This window comes from Collinsella sp. CLA-ER-H9, assembly GCF_040092295.1.
Classification (GTDB): Bacteria; Actinomycetota; Coriobacteriia; order Coriobacteriales; family Coriobacteriaceae; genus Collinsella.
Window position 1 is genome coordinate 90,428 of the sequence record NZ_JBBNLV010000006.1, and the last position, 17,737, is coordinate 108,164.

15 protein-coding genes and 1 tRNA gene are annotated in these 17,737 nt (G+C 62.6%); 8 read left to right on the plus strand and 8 right to left on the minus strand.

Translation table 11 applies throughout. The features are described 5' to 3' along the window. Positions 1-5 precede the first annotated feature (5 nt). The 8 genes from AAAX73_RS05480 to AAAX73_RS05515 all read right to left on the minus strand — a co-directional run bounded on the left by AAAX73_RS05480 (position 6) and on the right by AAAX73_RS05515 (position 8,968). Positions 6-572 carry a hypothetical protein gene (locus AAAX73_RS05480; RefSeq protein WP_349125286.1) on the minus strand — a complete coding sequence of 189 codons (567 nt, stop codon included), beginning with the start codon at positions 570-572 and terminating at the stop codon, positions 6-8. A gap of 12 nt (positions 573-584) precedes the next feature. Then, complete coding sequence (gene mreC / locus AAAX73_RS05485; RefSeq protein ID WP_349125317.1) at positions 585-1,526, minus strand: rod shape-determining protein MreC; 942 nt, start codon at positions 1,524-1,526, stop codon at positions 585-587. 78 nt (positions 1,527-1,604) lie between these two features. After that, on the minus strand, positions 1,605-2,636 hold the full coding sequence (locus AAAX73_RS05490; RefSeq protein ID WP_006236061.1) for a rod shape-determining protein: 1,032 nt from the start codon (positions 2,634-2,636) through the stop codon (positions 1,605-1,607). 127 nt (positions 2,637-2,763) lie between these two features. Then, positions 2,764-4,059, minus strand: a complete 1,296-nt coding sequence (locus tag AAAX73_RS05495; protein ID WP_349125287.1) for a tetratricopeptide repeat protein — start codon at positions 4,057-4,059, stop codon at positions 2,764-2,766. An 11-nt stretch (positions 4,060-4,070) separates the two neighbouring features. Further along, positions 4,071-4,613, minus strand: a complete 543-nt coding sequence (locus AAAX73_RS05500; RefSeq protein ID WP_055249980.1) for a peptidylprolyl isomerase — start codon at positions 4,611-4,613, stop codon at positions 4,071-4,073. A 105-nt stretch (positions 4,614-4,718) separates the two neighbouring features. Next, on the minus strand, positions 4,719-5,873 hold the full coding sequence (locus AAAX73_RS05505; RefSeq protein ID WP_349125288.1) for a zinc ribbon domain-containing protein: 1,155 nt from the start codon (positions 5,871-5,873) through the stop codon (positions 4,719-4,721). 204 nt (positions 5,874-6,077) lie between these two features. After that, complete coding sequence (locus AAAX73_RS05510; RefSeq protein WP_118079782.1) at positions 6,078-8,816, minus strand: HAD-IC family P-type ATPase; 2,739 nt, start codon at positions 8,814-8,816, stop codon at positions 6,078-6,080. 78 nt (positions 8,817-8,894) lie between these two features. Further along, positions 8,895-8,968 (minus strand) — tRNA-Arg (locus AAAX73_RS05515). A gap of 202 nt (positions 8,969-9,170) precedes the next feature. Between AAAX73_RS05515 and aroF the strand changes: the two genes are divergently transcribed. From aroF to aroQ, 8 genes are all read left to right on the plus strand, one after another. Then, entirely contained in the window at positions 9,171-10,196 is a 1,026-nt protein-coding gene (gene aroF / locus AAAX73_RS05520) for a 3-deoxy-7-phosphoheptulonate synthase (protein ID WP_349125289.1), read from the plus strand. A gap of 3 nt (positions 10,197-10,199) precedes the next feature. Next, positions 10,200-11,114, plus strand: a complete 915-nt coding sequence (locus AAAX73_RS05525) for a prephenate dehydrogenase/arogenate dehydrogenase family protein (RefSeq protein ID WP_349125290.1) — start codon at positions 10,200-10,202, stop codon at positions 11,112-11,114. Positions 11,115-11,150: 36 nt separating this feature from the next. Then, positions 11,151-12,257 (plus strand): 3-dehydroquinate synthase, encoded by a 1,107-nt coding sequence (gene aroB, locus AAAX73_RS05530; RefSeq protein WP_349125291.1) that lies wholly within the window; start codon positions 11,151-11,153, stop codon positions 12,255-12,257. Continuing rightward, positions 12,251-13,570, plus strand: coding sequence for a 3-phosphoshikimate 1-carboxyvinyltransferase (gene aroA, locus AAAX73_RS05535; RefSeq protein WP_349125292.1), 1,320 nt, complete (start codon positions 12,251-12,253; stop codon positions 13,568-13,570). The genes aroB and aroA overlap by 7 nt, the downstream gene beginning before the upstream one ends. 1 nt (position 13,571) lies before the next feature. Further along, positions 13,572-14,669 carry a chorismate synthase gene (gene aroC, locus AAAX73_RS05540; protein ID WP_349125293.1) on the plus strand — a complete coding sequence of 366 codons (1,098 nt, stop codon included), beginning with the start codon at positions 13,572-13,574 and terminating at the stop codon, positions 14,667-14,669. A gap of 72 nt (positions 14,670-14,741) precedes the next feature. Further along, a complete protein-coding gene (pheA, locus tag AAAX73_RS05545; protein ID WP_349125294.1) occupies positions 14,742-15,887 on the plus strand; it encodes a prephenate dehydratase in 1,146 nt (381 codons plus the stop codon). Next, positions 15,888-17,138, plus strand: a complete 1,251-nt coding sequence (locus AAAX73_RS05550; protein ID WP_118079768.1) for a shikimate kinase — start codon at positions 15,888-15,890, stop codon at positions 17,136-17,138. It begins immediately after the preceding gene. A gap of 85 nt (positions 17,139-17,223) precedes the next feature. Then, positions 17,224-17,661, plus strand: a complete 438-nt coding sequence (gene aroQ, locus AAAX73_RS05555) for a type II 3-dehydroquinate dehydratase (RefSeq protein WP_349125295.1) — start codon at positions 17,224-17,226, stop codon at positions 17,659-17,661. Positions 17,662-17,737 lie beyond the last annotated feature (76 nt).

A 17,737-nucleotide genomic window follows, 5' to 3' on the forward strand; every position in this document is an offset into this window, starting at 1 on the left:
CTCCCCTATTTGAGCTTACGGGTCTTGGGCTTAAAGCGCATACCCGTCTGACGCCCACCGCGCGCGGAGAACCCATAGCCAGACTGCGGCGCGACGCCGGACATCAAAAACGGAACGGCGACCAGACCGGTCAGAATCGAGGACGGCAGGGCGTGTCCAAAGATCGCCACGACAAAACTCGATTCCAGTCCCATAAACAGCAAGATAATGCTGTAGATCACGTTAATGGCAAGCGCAAAGGCGCCCACCGTGATGCCGCGAGCGCTCGGGGTGCCGCCCGTCTGACCGGCGGCACTGTGTGTCAGGGCAAAGCTGCCCACTGTCAGCAACAGCGACATCACGCCCACCGGCACGGCTGCCGACAGGTCGTAGAACAGGCCACTGCAAAAACCGCAGATGACGGCCCGCGTGGGATCGCCCGAAAACACACTCAGGCACACCAGGATAATCATAAAGTTGACGCGACCGCCCGCGATGGAGATCTGCGGCGCCAAGCCCGCCTGCAGCAGGACGCAGACAATGGCGGCAATCGCAAAAGTGCGGGAGCCAGTCCCCTGTTCGTGTAGATCCATGGACATGCCTCCCTATTCGCTCGAGCCCGAGTCAGTCGTGTCGGACGCATCGGAGTTTTCATCCGAGCTTTCATCTTTGGACTTGGTGGCCGCATCGCGCGAGGTGCCCTGCGGCGTACTGTTGGCGCTGCTCACATCCTCGTCCGAAGCCGACTGCTCATCGGTCAGCGACGTAATGACCAGCACTTCCTCGTTGTTTTCGGCCGTTGTCTGAGCGCGCACGACGATGGTGTAGTACACATCGTTGGCAGACTTCTCCACCGACGAGACCGTACCGAGCGGCAGGCCCTTGGGGAATACGCCGCCGATGCCCGAGGTCACGATGATATCGCCCACCTTCACGTCGGAGTCGACACTCACGTGCTCCAGGCGCAGGGTACCGTCGGGCTGCCCCTGCAGCATGCCCTGAGCACGCGTATCCTGCACCATGGCGGACACGCCCGAGTTCTCATCACTAATCAGGCGGACGGTGGAGGTCTTGGCCGAAACCTCGATAATCTGACCGATGACACCGGCAGAACTCGTCACGGGCATGTTGATGGTAAGACCGTCGGCAGAGCCTTTGTCGATGGTAACGGTCGAGGTCCAGGCATCGCCCGACGCGCCGACAATGCGAGCCGCGGTGGACTTGAGGTTGTAGGTCGACTGAAGACCGACCAGGCTCTCGAGTCGCTCGGCGGTCTTTTGAGCCTCGGAGAGCTCGGCAACCTTTGACGTCAGGACCTCGTTTTGCTTCTTAAGCTCGTCGAGGGTGTCTTGCGAAGCCGTAAGGTTTGAGAACACGTTTCCGATTGCGTTAAAGGGCGCGGCCACAGCCGAGCCCACAAAACGCACCGGCGAGGTAATCGTCGTCACGCCAGAACGCACGGCATGAATCGGTCCCGCCTCGCCCTCGCGAATGTAAAACGTAAGCAGCAGCACCGAAATTACGCTGAAAACAATCAACGGGCGCATACCCGTTGATTGTCGCTTGGTATTCAGATTTGAAGAGAAACCCGAAGATCGTGCCAAATGGAATCCACCTTTTGGAAATTAAGCATTGGTCTGGACGAAGCCACCGTCAAACGCGTTGGCCTCGAGCACGCGGGCGCAGCCGTTGACGACGTTGTCGAGCGCCGTAGGGCTGACGTTGACCGAAACGCCGGTCTCGTCGCGCAGACGCACGTCGAGGCCGCGCAGCAGCGCACCGCCGCCGGTCAACAGGATGCCGTAGTACATAAGATCCGAGGCAAGATCGGGCGGCGTGGCGTCGAGGGCGTCCTTGACGGCCTTGGCCATCTCGTCGAGCGGCTTATTGAGCGCGCGACGAATCTCCTCGCTCTCGATGCGCACGGTCTTGGGCAGGCCCGTGATCACGTCGCGGCCGTTGACCTCGACGTCGAGCTCGTCCTTGAGCGGCACGGCAGAACCGACCTTGATCTTGATGTCCTCGGCCGTGCGCTCGCCGATAGCCAGGTTATAGGCATCACGAACGTGGGTAAGGATGGCCTGATCAAACTCGTCACCGGCAATGCGGATGGACTGCGACACGACGATACCGCCCATGGCGATAACGGCGACCTCGGTGGTACCGCCACCGATATCGATGACCATGGAGCCGGTGGGCTCCTCGACAGGCAAGTCGGCGCCGATGGCAGCAGCCATGGGCTCCTCGATCAGGTATGCCTGGCGGGCACCGGCCTGAATCGTAGCCTCAAAAACAGCGCGCTTCTCGACCGACGTGACGCCGGAGGGGACGCAGACGACGACGCGCGGACGCGGCGTCCACGGATAGCGCTTCTCGGACGCCTTGTCGATAAAATATCGAAGCATGGCCTCAGTAACGTCGAAGTCGGCGATAACGCCGTCCTTAAGGGGACGCACAGCCACAATGTTACCGGGCGTACGGCCGAGCATGCGCTTTGCCTCGATACCGACAGCCAGGATGCGCTCATCGTTCTTGTCGATGGCGACAACGGAGGGCTCGCGAATGACGATGCCCTTGCCGCGCACGGAGACAAGCGTGTTGGCGGTGCCGAGGTCGATGGCAAGATCGCCCGCATAGCTACCGAAGAACATATCCATCAAAGAAAACAACGCAACTCCTGATGTGTTGGATGATTGCTGGAAAACTACTAGCCCATCATACTAGCGCAAGCCCGGCACTTCACTTGCGGTGAAGCACCGGGCAGCGTCAAATCTCATAAGGTCACTACTGGTTGTCAGCAGCCGAGAGATCGATGTCGAGCGAGGAGACGGCCCAACCGATATGGTTGTCGGAGCGCACGAACTTGACGGTGTACTCCTGCTCGCCGCCCTTGGACAGCGACGCCTTGACCTTGGCGGTGGTCTCGGTCATAGACTGGTCCATGCCCTCAATGGAGACGGTGGCGCCCTGCGGAATCGAGGAAATGATCATCGACTTGGCGTCCTCGGACAGGCTGGAGGCAAGACAGGACTCGGCCTTGGCGGTATCGCCGTCACCTGCGGCCTGGAACAGGTCGGTGACAACAGACTCCTGCGAGGGGAAGCCCAGGCCGCGCGTGTAGGCAAAGCCAAGACCGCCTGCGGCAATGACGATCAGCAGAAGCAGCACCAAGAAGACCTTGAGGCCCGTGTGGCGATGGCGACGACGGACCTTCGCCTCCTTGCGGTCCTGCTGAACCATCTCGGACTCGGACAGGGTGAAGAAGCCGGTGTCCGAGGGGTCGGGCATAAATTGACCGGTAGCACCCGTGGGGTCGAGCGGGTCGACGGCGGGAGCATCCATCGCGGGAGCCGGCGCCGTGGCCATGGCCGTCTGGGCCGAAAGAGCAGCGAGGGAATCGTGCACGCGGGCAAGCTCGTCGGCCTGCTCGGGCGTGAGCTGGTAGATACCGTCGGCGGTGGCGGCGTTAAAGGCATCGAGCGCGTCAGAGGGACGACCGGCGGCAGAGAGCGCCTGGCCCATGCCGGCGTTAAGCGCACGCGTGTCATCGCGCGGACCGGCAAAGTCGATGGCCGTGCGGTAGGTCTCTACGGCGTCTGCCGGACGGCCGAGCTTAATGAAGCAGCGGCCAAGATCGCCAAGGGCGGCGGCGGGAGCCGGGTTGGCACCATCGATGGCGGCCTGACGGAAGGCAGTACCGGCGTTGGCATAATCGCCCGACTGGAACAGGGCGTTGCCCAGGCCCAGATAGGCCTTAAACGGCGTGGCATAGGATGCATCCTGCGTTGCAGCGGAGAAAGCCTGGGCTGCGGTCACATAGTCACCCACGGCAGCAAGCGCCTTGCCGCGGTTGGTAAGCAGCGCGCCGCGCTTGCCATAGGTACCGTCGTTGAGGGCGGCGGCGTAGGCCTCGGCGGCCTCGGCATACATGCCCAGGTGCATCAAGGCGTTGCCGCGCAGATGGTCGGCCTCGCCCATAATCTCGCTGGGGGTCTTTGCCGCACCGAGCATCTGGGCGGCAGCGGAATAATCACCCGCGCGATAAGCGGCGCGGCCCTGTTGGATCAGCTGGCTATTCAAGGAAGTCCCCTTTACTCGTGAACGATCTCGACGTGAACGATCTCGTCGCCGGCACGCAGCTGCGAGATGACGTCGAGGCCCTCGACCGTGGTGCCAAAGACGGTGTAGCCGGAGTCGAGGTTATGCTGAGCGCCCAGGCAGAAGTAGAACTGCGAACCCGCGGAATCGGGATCCATGGAACGTGCCATGGCAAGCGCGCCGTCGACGTGGCTGTTACGCGGGTTGGTAGCGAACTCGCCCTTGATGCAGTAGCCGGGGCCGCCGGTACCGGGCATGCCGTCGGGGCCCTCAAGACCGGCGGCGACATCGGCGCCGGACATATCGCGGGTATTGGGGTCGCCGCCCTGGATCACAAAACCGGGCACATAGCGATGGAACTTAAGGCCGTCGTAAAAACCCATCGTGGAAAGCTCACAGAAGTTCGCCACGTGGATGGGGGCGCCCTCGCCGTCAAACTTGACCTTGATGGTGCCCTTCGACGTCTCGATCACCGCACACTCATCGCCGACAAGCTGATACTCGGGCGTGTAGAGCTCTTTCTTAAAACCAAACATGTGGTTCCTTCCTCGTGCGTTTAAAGCATATTTGGTCAAATTGTAGCAATAAGCACGGGCTTCCATCAATTGCGCACGCAGGTTATGCCGCCGGAGGGCAACAAATTACGAGCGCTGCTGCGGCTTCCAAGCGCCCACGTTGGCATCGTACTGGCTGAGCGCACTGCTGCCGCCCTGCGCGATGGGCGCCAAGATCTCGCTCTTGCGAGCGCTCAGCGACTCACCGTCGGGAATGGATAGCGAGATGTCCCAGCTCTGGCAGATCACGTCAACGCGCTCGTACATCCACTGGGCAAGCTGCTTTAGATGATCGATGTCCTCCGCGTAGACGGTGTCGTCCTGAACCTTGAGGTTATTGAGCTCATCCTGGGTCTTTTTAATCTGATCGCGCAGGGCATAAGCGCTCTGCGACAGCTCCTGGCGGGTGGAGAGCGGCGTACGCAGATAGCCGTTATTAAACGAATCGATGACCTCGCCGATCTGATCATCGTCGCTGTACGACACGATGGTCTGGTACAGGCCGTCGAGCCTGGCGTAGAGTTGGTCGTCGGTTAAGACGGTCTCCTCCTGAACGACCTCGGACGCATCCTCTTGCTTGGACTCTTTCTCGGTGGCCTCGCCCTTTTGGCGCGACGGGAAGGTGGTCTTGGCGGCCTGGCCAAACTGGTCGTAGAAGCCGGGCATGACGCCCATAGGATCGGCAGTCACAAACCAATACGCACCACCGCACACGGCGGCGAGCACCGCGATGACGATAAGCGGTTTGGGGATATGGCGCTTGTGCTTGTGATAGGCATCCTCGTCGGGATGGACCTTGCGCTTGGCCTTTTGCTTTTTGGGCTGGACATCATCGCGCAGGGACACCGGTGTGGGGATATCGACCTTGGGGATGCCAAAGTCCTTATCGAAGGCAGGCAGCACGCAGGTCTCGTTGGGGTCGGCGGCATCCGAGAGCACCGCGGCGGCAGAGGCCGGCGCATGGGGCACCTCGGTATCGATCTGCTCCTGCGTCAAGCGCGGAAAGCCGGCCGTGCGGCCTGCTGCCAGATCGGATGCAGCCGCGTCTTTGGAAAGGATGCCCGGGGCGGGGCGCCCGCACTTGGGACAGGTGCGATCATGCGGGGACAGGCGTGCGCCACAACCATCGCAGAATACGAACTCGGTATGCTCGGGACCGTCGCCCGGACCAACGTATGCGTTGCAATAGGGGCAGAACGAGGCGCCGTCCTCTATGGTCTTAAGGCAATGCGGGCAGATCACGGCTTCCTCTTTTCGGAGCAATTCATACAGTCGAAGTTAGAGCATAGCATCGCCACGCCCCCACAGGGGCAAGGCACCAATTCAACATCGCCAGGGTAGTCTTTTTGGGGGGATGATTTTTCTGGGACGGGGATTAAAAAATCATTGTGTACCTAATGATTTTTTAATCCCGTCCCAGAAAAATCATCCCCGGGGCAACTGGGGCTAGGCCTTCTTTGCAGGCTTTTTCTTTTTGCTCGGCATCGAGACCTTAATGCCCTGGGCGGACTTGGTCACCTGCGAACGTTTGGTGCCCGCACCTTTCTTTTTCTTGGGCTGGGCCTTTTCCACACCCTCGAGCGCGCGAACCTCGGCCTCGCGAGCGGTGCGCTCCTCACGGCGCTGCGCCATATCGGCGGCGACGCGCTTGGCAAAACGCTGGGCCGTCGAGCCCGTCGAGCTCACCTTGCCGCCACCGCGACCCAGACGGACGCGAACGCCACGGCCAAAGCCAGTGGCAGCATGGCGACGGCGCGGCTTAAGCGAATCCATCATCGTGGCGAGCTTAAAGAACACCGTGCAGGTAAAGACGACGATCGCCAGCAAGATAACGGCCTCGCCCGTCGAAAGATTAGCGATGGACAGCAGCTCCGGGAATCCGATAACACCCGCCAAGATGCCGACGACGACAAATACAAAGAGCACCACGCGCAAGGGAGTGAGCGGCTGTGAGATGCGCCAGATCAGGCTCACGCTCGCCGCACACGACGTAAGCAGGCACATGGTCGAAAGCGTGAGCTGGTTAAAGCCAAACACGCGCGCCACAAAGATATCGAGCGCCGCAGCCATAATAACCGCCAGCGACGCCGGCAGCGCACGCTTGAGCACGTTGGTCAAGAATGACCCCTTCACGCGGGCGTTGTTGGGCTCCAAACCCAGCACAAAGCCCGGCGCGCCGATGCAGAAGAAATTGATGAGCGTCATCTGGATCGGCTCGAAGGGATACGGCGGAAACGCGATACACAGTGCCGCCAAGCCCATCGAGAACAGCGTCTTGGTCAGAAACAGCGCCGCAGAGCGCTGCAGGTTGTTGATGGAGCGACGGCCCTCGGCCACCACGGCGGGCATCGAGGCAAAATCGTTGTCGACCAGCACGATTTCGGCCACGTTGCGCGCGGCATCGGAACCGGCGGCCATGGCCACGGAACAGTCGGCTTCCTTGAGCGCCAGCACGTCGTTGACGCCGTCGCCCGTCATGGCAACGGTATGGTCGCGACGCTTGAGCGCCTGCACGAGTTCGCGCTTCTGTTGCGGGGTCACGCGACCAAAGACGTGATAGCGGTCAACCGCCGCATCAATCTTGGACGGCGTATCGAGCGTCGTGGCGTCGACGTAGGCATCGGCCCCCGGAACGCCCACCACGCGCGCAATCGACGACACCGTGCGTGGGTCGTCGCCGCTGATCACGTTGAGGGTCACGCCCTGCTCGTTAAAGTAGCCGATGGTCTCGGCGGCCGAGGAGCGGATCTCATCGCGAATGGTCACAAAGCCCACAGGCTCTGCCTCGCCCAACATATCGCCGTCGGGCGTAAAGCCATCCACACGGGCCACCACAAGCACGCGGCAGGTATCGGCGAGCTCGGCCACACGGTTCTCGACCTGCGCAAAGGCGCGCTCCGAAAGCACAAATTGCGCCGCGCCCATCACATAGGAGCCCTGCGAAAACGACGCACCGCTCCACTTTTTGGACGACGAGAACGGAATGACAGACAGCGGCTCGGAAACCTCGACCGGGCGGTCAGCGTAATAGTTGAGCAGCGCCTGACAGGTCTCGTTGGCGTCTGCCGAGGTGGCACGCGCCACGTTGGCGAGCGCAAAATCCAGGACCGTGGTCTCGACGGGGACAGCTGCCTCGTCCGAGTCCGCGCCAAAGCCAACGCCCTCAACAGGCAGCGGGTAGGTACCCTCGACCTCCATACGGCCCGAGGTAATGGTGCCCGTCTTGTCCAGGCACAGCACGTCGACGCGCGCGAGCGTCTCGATACAGTAGAGCTGCTGCGCGAGTACCTTGCGGCGCGCCAGACGCACCGTGGCGATGGCAAGCACCGACGAAGTCAGCAGCACCAGGCCCTGCGGAATCATGCCCAAAAGAGCGCCCACCGTAGACAGCAGCGCCGACGAAGGCACGCGACCGGCAAGCAGCTCGGAAAAACACCACGAAAGCGCGCTATCGCCCGGCGTACCGGCGGCATCCCACAGCTCGCTCACACTCGAGGCAAAGAGCGCCAGGCCGAGCGGAATCATAATGAGGCTCGCAAAGCGCACGATGGCGTTGAGCGCATTCATGATCTCGGAATTGACCTTTTTGACGTACTTGGCCTCGTTGTTGATCTTGGCCACGTAGTTGTCGGCGCCAACATGGATCACGCGGGCGCGCAGCAGGCCCGAGTCGATAAAGCTGCCGCTCATGAGCTCGGAGCCGGGCTGCTTTTTGATGAGATCGCTCTCGCCCGTCAGCAGGCTCTCGTTCACGAGTGCCTCACCCGACACCACCACGGCGTCGGCGGGAATCTGGTCGCCGCGCCCCAGGCGAATGATATCGTCGAGCACGATCTGGTCCAGGTCGAGCTCTACCTCGGCGCCGTCGCGCACCGCGATGGCCTTCTTAGAGGTGAGCAGCGTAAGCTTATCGACCATCCGCTTGGAGCGCATGGACTGGATGACGCCAATTGCCGTGTTCAAGAACACCACGAACAGGAACGTCAGGTTCTTAAACGAACCGGTCAGCAACACCAAAATCGCCAAAACCACGTTGATCAAGTTAAACAGCGTGCAGAGGTTCTCGATGATGAGCTCGCGGACCGACTTGGTCTTGAGTTCCATGTTGCGGTTGATCTTACCGGCGGCGATGCGCTCCTCGACCTCGGCGGTCGAGAGTCCGAGCTCGATATCCGTTGCTGCCATACCTTGTCCCATCACGTCGCGTCGGTATAAGAAAACCGCCCGGACCATGCGAGGTTCGGACGGTCTTACGTTCGAGGGTGCCCCATGTTGGATTCGAACCAACGGCCTTCTGCTCCGGAGGCAGACGCTCTAATCCCCTGAGCTAATAGGGCGAACGGTTGGCATTATACCCAAGTGCGCCACGGGCTAACAAAAGAATAGAAAAAGCTTTGCAATTACGTGGGAGACACGGCGCAGAGGCTCACCTTAGAACGCAAAAGTGAAACAATTAGTATAAACTCTCATGCACATATATAACGGCTCGCGATGCGGGCCGTTTTTGCAAGAGCTATCCATCGAGGTGAGAGGCACACCATGATTGCGATTTTAAAGCAGAGCGCCAGCGACGAGGCCGTCGGCCATATCGTCAGCTGGATTGAGAAGAAGGGTCTCAAGACCGACGTCTCGCGCGGCGAGAACGAGACCATCATCGGCCTGGTGGGCGATACGACCAAGATCGACCCGTTCTTGCTCGAGTCCATGGATGTCGTCGAGCGCGTGCAGCGCGTCTCCGAGCCCTTTAAGCGTGCCAACCGCAAGTTCCACCCTGAGGACTCCGTCATCGACTGCGGCCACGGCGTCAAGATCGGCGGCGACCAGTTCCAGGTCATCGCCGGACCCTGCTCCGTCGAGGGCGAAAACCTCATTCGCATCGCACGCCGCGTAAAGGCCGCCGGCGCCACGATGCTGCGCGGTGGCGCCTACAAGCCCCGCACCTCCCCTTACGCCTACCAGGGCATGGGTCCCGCCGGCCTGGACCTGCTATGCGAGGCATCCGCCGAGCTCGACATGCCGATCGTCACCGAGATCATGGACCCGCGCGACGTGCAGGTCTTCTTGGATAAGAAGATCGACGTCATGCAGATCGGCGCCCGCAACGCGCAGAACTTCCCCCTGCTCAAGGAGGTCGGCAAGACCAAGACCCCGGTCCTGCTCAAGCGCGGCATGTCCGGCACCGTCGACGAGTTGCTCATGGCTGCCGAGTACATCATGAGCGAGGGCAACGACAACGTCATCCTGTGCGAGCGCGGCATTCGCACCTTCGAGACCCGCACCCGCAACACCTTCGACCTCAACGCCGTGCCGGTGCTGCACCACCTATCGCACCTGCCCGTCGTCGCCGACCCCAGCCACGCCACCGGCTACACCCGCTATGTCGAGCCCATGGCGCTCGCCGCGACTGCCTGCGGCGCCAACGGTCTGGAGATCGAGGTCCACGACGACCCGAGCCACGCTTGGTCCGACGGTGCTCAGGCCCTCACCCCCGACCAGTTCGACGACACCATGCGCCGCATCCGCGCCATCCGCGAGGTCGTCTGCCAAGAGACCGTTCAGGAGTAACCCATGGGTACGGTGAGAAACGCACGCGTCAACCAGGGTGGACCCAAGTGCGCCGGCATCGTGGGCCTGGGCCTCATCGGCGGCAGCTTTGCCCGCGGCTATGCGCAGGCGGGCGTTCGCGTGCTTGCCTGGGACCCCGACGATGACGTGATGACGGCCGCCAGCATGGGTACCGTCGCCGGCGAGCTCAACGACGAGACGCTCGGCAAGTGCGACATCATCGTCCTTGCCTGCTATCCCGAGGCATGCATCGAGTGGCTCGAGGCCCACGCCCAGGCGCTCGCCGACGCCACCGACACCGAAGCCATCATGGGCCCCGTGGTAATCGACACCGTGGGCGTCAAGGGCATTGTGTGCGAGCGTGCCTTTGAGCTCGCACAAGAGCACGGCTTTTACTTTGTGGGCGCACACCCCATGGCGGGCACCCAGTTCTCGGGCTACGCGCACTCCCGCGCCGACTTGTTCCAGGGCGCACCGCTCGTGCTCGTTCCGCCTGCGGTAGACGATGCCCTTAAGCTGGAGCTCTTGGGCCAGGTGCGCGAGATGGTGCGTCCCTTGGGGTTTGGCAAGTTCAGCGTGACCACCGCCGCCGAGCACGACCGCGTGATCGCATTTACGAGCCAGCTCGCACACGTGGTGTCCAACGCCTACGTAAAGAGCCCCACCGCCCAGGTCCACCACGGCTTTTCAGCCGGTAGCTACCGCGACCTCACGCGCGTGGCACACCTCAACCCGCAGATGTGGTCCGAGCTCATGATTGACGACGCCGACGCTCTCGCCTTCGAGATCGACCATCTGATCGATTCGCTCGGCGCCTACAGCCGTGCGCTCAAGAACCGCGACCAGCGTTATCTTGAGAATCTCCTTGCCGAGGGCGATCGCATCAAGCGCGCACTCGACGACGAGAGCGCCCACTAGACCACCTATCACGCCAGGTCGAAAGGACCATAGCTTATGGCGATTACCATCGATATCGACACCGCACGCCCCTACCAGGTACACGTGGGCACGTTTTTGCTGGAGCAGGCAGGGCCACTCGTTCGCGCCACCGCCGGAGGCACCCGCGCCGTCATCGTTACGGACACCAACGTGGGCCCGCTCTACCAGATGCCCGTTAAGCAGAGCCTGGAGGCGTCAGGCTATGAGGTAAGCATTTGCACCTTCGAGGCCGGCGAGGTACACAAGCGCGCCGAGACCTACGTTGCCATTCTTGAGTTTGTAGCCGAGCACGAGCTTTCGCGCTCCGACGTGATCGTGGCGCTCGGCGGCGGCGTCGTGGGCGACGTGGCCGGCTTTGTGGCCGCCACCTACATGCGCGGCTGCAAGTTTGTGCAGATCCCCACGAGTCTGCTCGCTATGGTGGACTCGTCGGTGGGCGGCAAGACGGCCATCGACCTGGCTGCCGGCAAAAATCTCGCCGGAGCCTTTTGGCAGCCGAGCGTGGTTATCGCCGACGTGGGATGCCTTGCCACCCTCACGCCCGAGCAGTTCGCCGACGGCTGCGGCGAAGTCGTCAAGCACGCCGTGATCGCCGACCCCGAGCTCTTCGCCGAGCTGGAGAAGACCCCGCTCACGCTTGAGCTGCTGAACCGCGACGTGGCCCGCGTGGCGCTCATAATCGCCCGCAATATCGACATTAAGCGCGCCGTGGTCGTTGCCGACGAACGCGAGACCAACCAGCGCAAGCTCCTCAACTTTGGACACAGCGCCGGACATGCCGTCGAGGCCTGCGAGCACTTTGAGCTGGGACACGGCAACTGCGTGTCGATCGGCATGGGCATCATCACGCGTGCCGCAGCCCTGCACGGCATTTGCGATGCCGAGCTGCCCGGTCGCATCGAGGAGCTCTGCGCCCGTCATGGCCTCAAGACCCGCTGTGAGCTTTCGGCCGACGCCATCTTTGCCGAGGCGCTGCACGACAAAAAACGCGCCGGTGACACCATCGATCTGGTGATTCCGCACGGTATTGGCCGCTGCAGCATCGACCGCACGCCGCTTTCCACCTTCCATGATTTAATTGCCGAGGGCCTCGGCCAGAAGGGAGACGCATCCGTATGCTAGCCCGCATCACCCCCTCCCCGCTCAAGGGCACCGTTCCCGCCATCGCGTCCAAGTCGATGGCGCACCGCCTCATCATCTGTGCCGCACTCGCCAACGGCGAGACGCACGTCACTTGCAACACCACCTGCGCCGATATCGAGGCCACGGTGCGCTGCCTCACGGCCCTGGGTGCCCGCATCGAGACCGTCGAGGACGGGTTCCAAGTCCATCCCACCATGAAGAGTATTGAGTTTGGCCTGCTCAAGGCACTTGCGGGCGGCACGCTCGACTGCGGCGAGAGCGGCTCCACGCTCCGCTTTATGCTGCCCGTCGCCTGCGCGCTGGGGGCAGAGGCCACCTTTGTGGGCCAGGGCCGCCTGGGCGCACGCCCCCTCTCCCCGCTCTCCGACGAGATCATTGCCGCCGGCTGCGACCTGCAGGGTCTGGGCGGCTTCCCGCTCAAGACAAGCGGCCGCATGCGCCCGGGCACCTTTATCCTGCCGGGCAATGTGAGCTCGCAGTACATCTCCGGCTTGCTGCTGGCAGCCCCGCTTTTGGCCCAGCCCTCCTGCGTGCAGGTAACCGGCCTTATCGAGAGCCGCCCCTATATCAACCTGACCATCCAGGCCATGAAGGCCTTCGGCGTCGAGGTCAACGTCGAGCGTATCCCCGCCAAGGACGGCCAGCCCGAGATCACGAACTTCCGCGTGGACAGCGGCTCGTACCGCACTCCAGGCAACGTTGCTGTCGAGGGCGACTGGTCCAACGCCGCCTTTTGGCTGTGTGCCGGCGCCATCGGTACCGACCCCATCACCGTCGAGGGCGTGTCGCTCAGCTCCGCGCAGGGCGACCGCAACGTGCTTGCCGCGCTCTCGCGCTTTGGCGCCCGCATCGTGCGCTCCACCAACGCCGCCACCGTGCAGTCCGACAAGCTCGCCGGCTTTGAGATGAGCGCGCACGACATCCCCGACTTGGTGCCCGTTATCTCTGCCGTGGCATCGCTGGCGCAAGGCCGCACGTTCATCCGCGACTGCGCCCGCCTGCGCATCAAGGAATCCGACCGTCTGGCCACCACCACCCGCGAGCTCACCGCACTGGGCGCACAGGTGCGCATTGCCGGCGACGACCTCATCATCAAGGGTGTCGACGCCTTTACCGGCGGCGAGGTCGATTCGCACAACGACCACCGCATCGCCATGATGGCCGCCATCGCCGCGAGCCGTGCCACTGGCGAAGTCGTGATCCACGGCGCCGAGGCCGTCAACAAGTCCTATCCTGATTTCTTTGACCACTACCGCCTGCTGGGCGGCAAGGTCACGCTCGAGGAGGAATAGCATGTCCTCGACCTTTGGCAACGTCTTGCATCTGAGCATCTTTGGCCAGTCGCACTCCCCTGCTATCGGCTGCTCACTCGATGGCATTCCCGCCGGTATCGCCGTTGACCAGGAGCAGCTGCAGTCCTTTTTGGACCGTCGCGCCCCCGGCCGCGACGAGACCGCGACCAAGCGCCGTGAGGCCGACGCCGCGCATATCATTGCCGGTGTGGTCGATGGACACACTACCGGCGCACCCATCGCCGCGATCATTGAGAACACCAACACACGCTCCAAGGACTATTCCGAGCTGCGCTGCAAACCCCGCCCCGGGCACGCAGACTTTCCGGCGCGCGTGAAGTACCACAACATGCACGACGTCGCCGGCGGTGGGCATTTCTCCGGACGCCTGACGGCTCCCTTGTGCATCGCCGGCGACATTGCGCTGCAGGCACTCGAGGCCCGCGGCATCAAGGTCATGGCGCACGTCGCGCAGATCGGCGGCATTTCCGACCTGCCCATGGACGACATGGTCTACCGCGAGGCCGACCGCAAGGCGATTCTCACGAACGATCTGCCCTGCATTGACGCCGCCGCAGCCGACCGCATGCGCGAGGAGATCCTAGCCGCGCGCGACGAGCTCGACAGTATCGGCGGCATCGTGGAGTGCGGCATCTACGGGCTTCCCGCGGGCATCGGCGACCCCATGTTCGACGGTATCGAGAACCGCATAGCGCAGATCGCGTTTGGCATTCCCGCCGTAAAGGGTGTGGAGTTTGGCATGGGCTTTGCCGTGGCCGCCATGCGCGGCAGCGAGAACAACGATCCGTATCGCGTTGATGCCGAGACCGGCGAGATTGAGGTCGAGTCCAATAACGCCGGCGGAATCCTGGGCGGCATTTCCACGGGCGCACCCGTCATGTGGCGGATGGCCGTAAAGCCGACGCCCTCCATCGGTCGCGAGCAACAGACCGTGGACATGGACGCCATGGAAAATGCCGAGCTCTCGGTCCACGGCCGCCACGATCCCTGCATCGTCCCGCGCGCCGTCCCCGTAGCCGAAGCAACCGCCGCCCTCGCCATCTGGGACGCCCTCCTCGAGGACGCCGCCCAGCTCTAAAAATCTCCGGGGGGCCAACTCCGGCCCCCACGCCCGTCCCAGAAAAATCACCAACACGTGAAAGGGGCCTCCATGGACCTTGCCGATATTCGCCAGGCCATCGATGGCATCGACACCACCCTACTCAACAGCTTTGTCGAGCGCATGGATATTGCCACCGAGGTCGCCAAATCAAAGATCGAGATGGGCAAGGCCGTCTTTGACCCCGCCCGCGAGCGCTCCAAACTCAATAACCTCGCCAGCCGCGCACCCGAGCGCTACGAGGCCCAGACCATCACCCTGTTCCGCCTCCTCATGAGCATGAGCAAGGCCGAGCAGCAGCGCTACATCAACGAGCTCAAGGGCATAACGGTGTCGCAAAAAGCCCGTGCCACGGCCGCAGCCTTTGACACGCCCTTCCCCCAGACGGCTACCGTTGCCTGCCAGGGCGTTGAGGGCGCCTACAGCCAGATCGCCGCGTGCAAGCTCTTCGACGTGCCCGATATCGCCTTCTTTGAGACCTTCGAGGGCGTTATGCGCGCCATACGCGACGGCTTCTGCGAGTTTGGCGTGTTGCCCATCGAAAACTCAACTGCCGGATCGGTCAACGCCGTCTACGACCTGCTCGCGCAGTTCGACTTCCATATCGTGCGCTCGCTGCGCCTCAAGATCGATCACAACTTACTCGTCAAACCCGGCACCAAGCTCGCCGACGTGCGCGAGGTCTACAGCCACGGCCAAGCCATTGCCCAGTGCGCCGGCTTTATCGAGGGCCACGGACTGCATGCCACCAAGTACCCCAACACCGCTATGTCGGCCGAGATGGTCGCCAACTCCGAGCGCACCGATGTCGCCGCCATCGCCTCGCGCAGCTGTGCCGAGCTGTATGGCCTCGAGGTGCTGGAGCCCAACATCCAGGACTCGGACAACAACTACACGCGCTTCGTCGTCATCAGTCGCGAACCGCGCGTCTATCCCGGTGCCAACCGTACCTCGCTCATGATCACCACGGCCAATGAGCCGGGCGCGCTTTATCGCGTACTCGAGCGCTTCTACGCCCTCAACATCAACCTCATCAAGCTCGAGAGCCGCCCCATCCCCGGGCACGACTTTGAGTTTATGTTCTACTTTGACCTGGACTGCCCCTTTGGCAGCAAGGCCCTCGACGACTTGCTCGACTCAATCGACGACGTGTGCGAGAGCTTCACCTACTTTGGCAGCTATACGGAGGTGCTCTAGATGACCGATACCGTCGCGACCCGCCCCTACGGCGTGCTGGGCCGCGTGCTGGGCCACAGCTACACCCCGACCATCTACAAAGAGCTCGCTGGGCTCGAGTACGTGCGTTTTGAGCGCGAGCCCGAGGATCTCGAGGCTTTTATGACGGGCGATGAATGGGAAGGCACCAACGTGACCATCCCCTACAAGCGTGCCGTCATGGAATACCTGGACGAGCTGAGCCCGCTGGCCGAGCGCATGGGCAACGTCAACACCATCACGCGCCTGCCCGATGGCCGCCTGCGCGGCGACAACACCGACTACTTTGGTTTTCAGTGTCTGGTCGAGGAGCTGGGCGTTGAAGTTGCCGACAAGAAGGTCCTTGTGCTCGGCGCCACCGGTGGCGCGGGCACTACGGCCAGTATGGTGCTCGGCGATCTGGGCGCCATCGTCGTACCCGTGGGTCGCACGAGCGAGGTCAATTACGACAACATCGCGCAGCAATCCGATGCCGCGCTGCTCGTCAACTGCACGCCTGCCGGCATGTTCCCCCACTGCCCCGACGCTCCCTGCACGCTCGAAGGCCTCGATGCGCTCGAGGGCGTCATCGACATTGTCTACAACCCCGCCCGCACGGGTCTGATGCTCGAGGCCGAGCGCCGCGGCATCCCCTGCATCGGCGGCCTGCTCATGCTTGTGGCACAAGCAGCACAGGCTGTTGAGCGCTACACCGGCAAAGCCACCCCGCGCGAGCGCATCCTGGACGTAACGGAGCGCCTGTCTCACCGCGAGCAGAACATCGCCCTGATTGGCATGCCAGGTTCGGGCAAGACCCGCGTGGGCGAGCAGATCGCCCAGCTCACGGACCGCGAGCACATCGACCTCGATCGCGCCCTCGAGGAGCGCCTGGGCATGCCCTGCGCCGACTTTATCGTCGAGCGCGGCGAGGCGGCCTTCCGCGAGCAGGAGACGGCGGCGCTAGCCGACATCTCCAAGCGCAGTGGCCTGGTGCTCTCCACCGGCGGCGGCGTGGTCACGCGCGATGAGAACTATCCGCTGCTGCACCAGAACAGCCGAATCGTGATGCTTAACCGCAAGCTCGACGAACTCGCTCATAAGGGACGCCCCATCACTGCCCGCGATGGCATCGAAAAGCTCGCCGAGCAGCGCATGCCGCGCTACCGCGCCTGGGCCGACCACACCATCGACTCGCGCGACTGCGCCGCCAACACCGCCCGCGCCGTCCTCGACACCCTCCCACCCGCTCTCTAACAAAAACCACCACAAAGGGGACAGGCACCTTTGTGGTGGTTTTTCATTCCGCCTCACCGCCCGACCAACCGCAAAGGAAGCAACCATGAAAGCACTCGTCATCAACGGTCCCAACCTCAACATGCTCGGCATTCGCGAGCCGGGCATCTACGGCAGCGACAACTACGACCGCCTGGTCCAGATCTGCCAGGAGGCAGGCGCTGCACAGGGTTTTGACGAGGTCGAGGTCTTCCAGTCCAACCACGAGGGCAGCATCGTCGACAAGATTCAGGAGGCCTACGGCAAGGTCGACGGCATCGTCATCAACCCGGCTGCCTACACGCACACCAGCGTGGCGATCCTCGACGCCCTCAAAGCCGTCGCCATCCCCGCCGTCGAGGTCCACATCAGCGCCGTCGAGAAGCGAGAGGACTTCCGCCAGGTAAGCTACGCCCGCCTGGCCTGCTTTGCCACCATCACCGGCGAGGGCCTGAAGGGCTACGTACATGCGCTAGAGCTGTTGAAAGAGCATCTGCTACACTAATCCCTGGGACAAAGACATCAGATATGTTTGTCCCTAAACTAAAGTAACTGTCCAATCGACATACAAAGGAGCATAT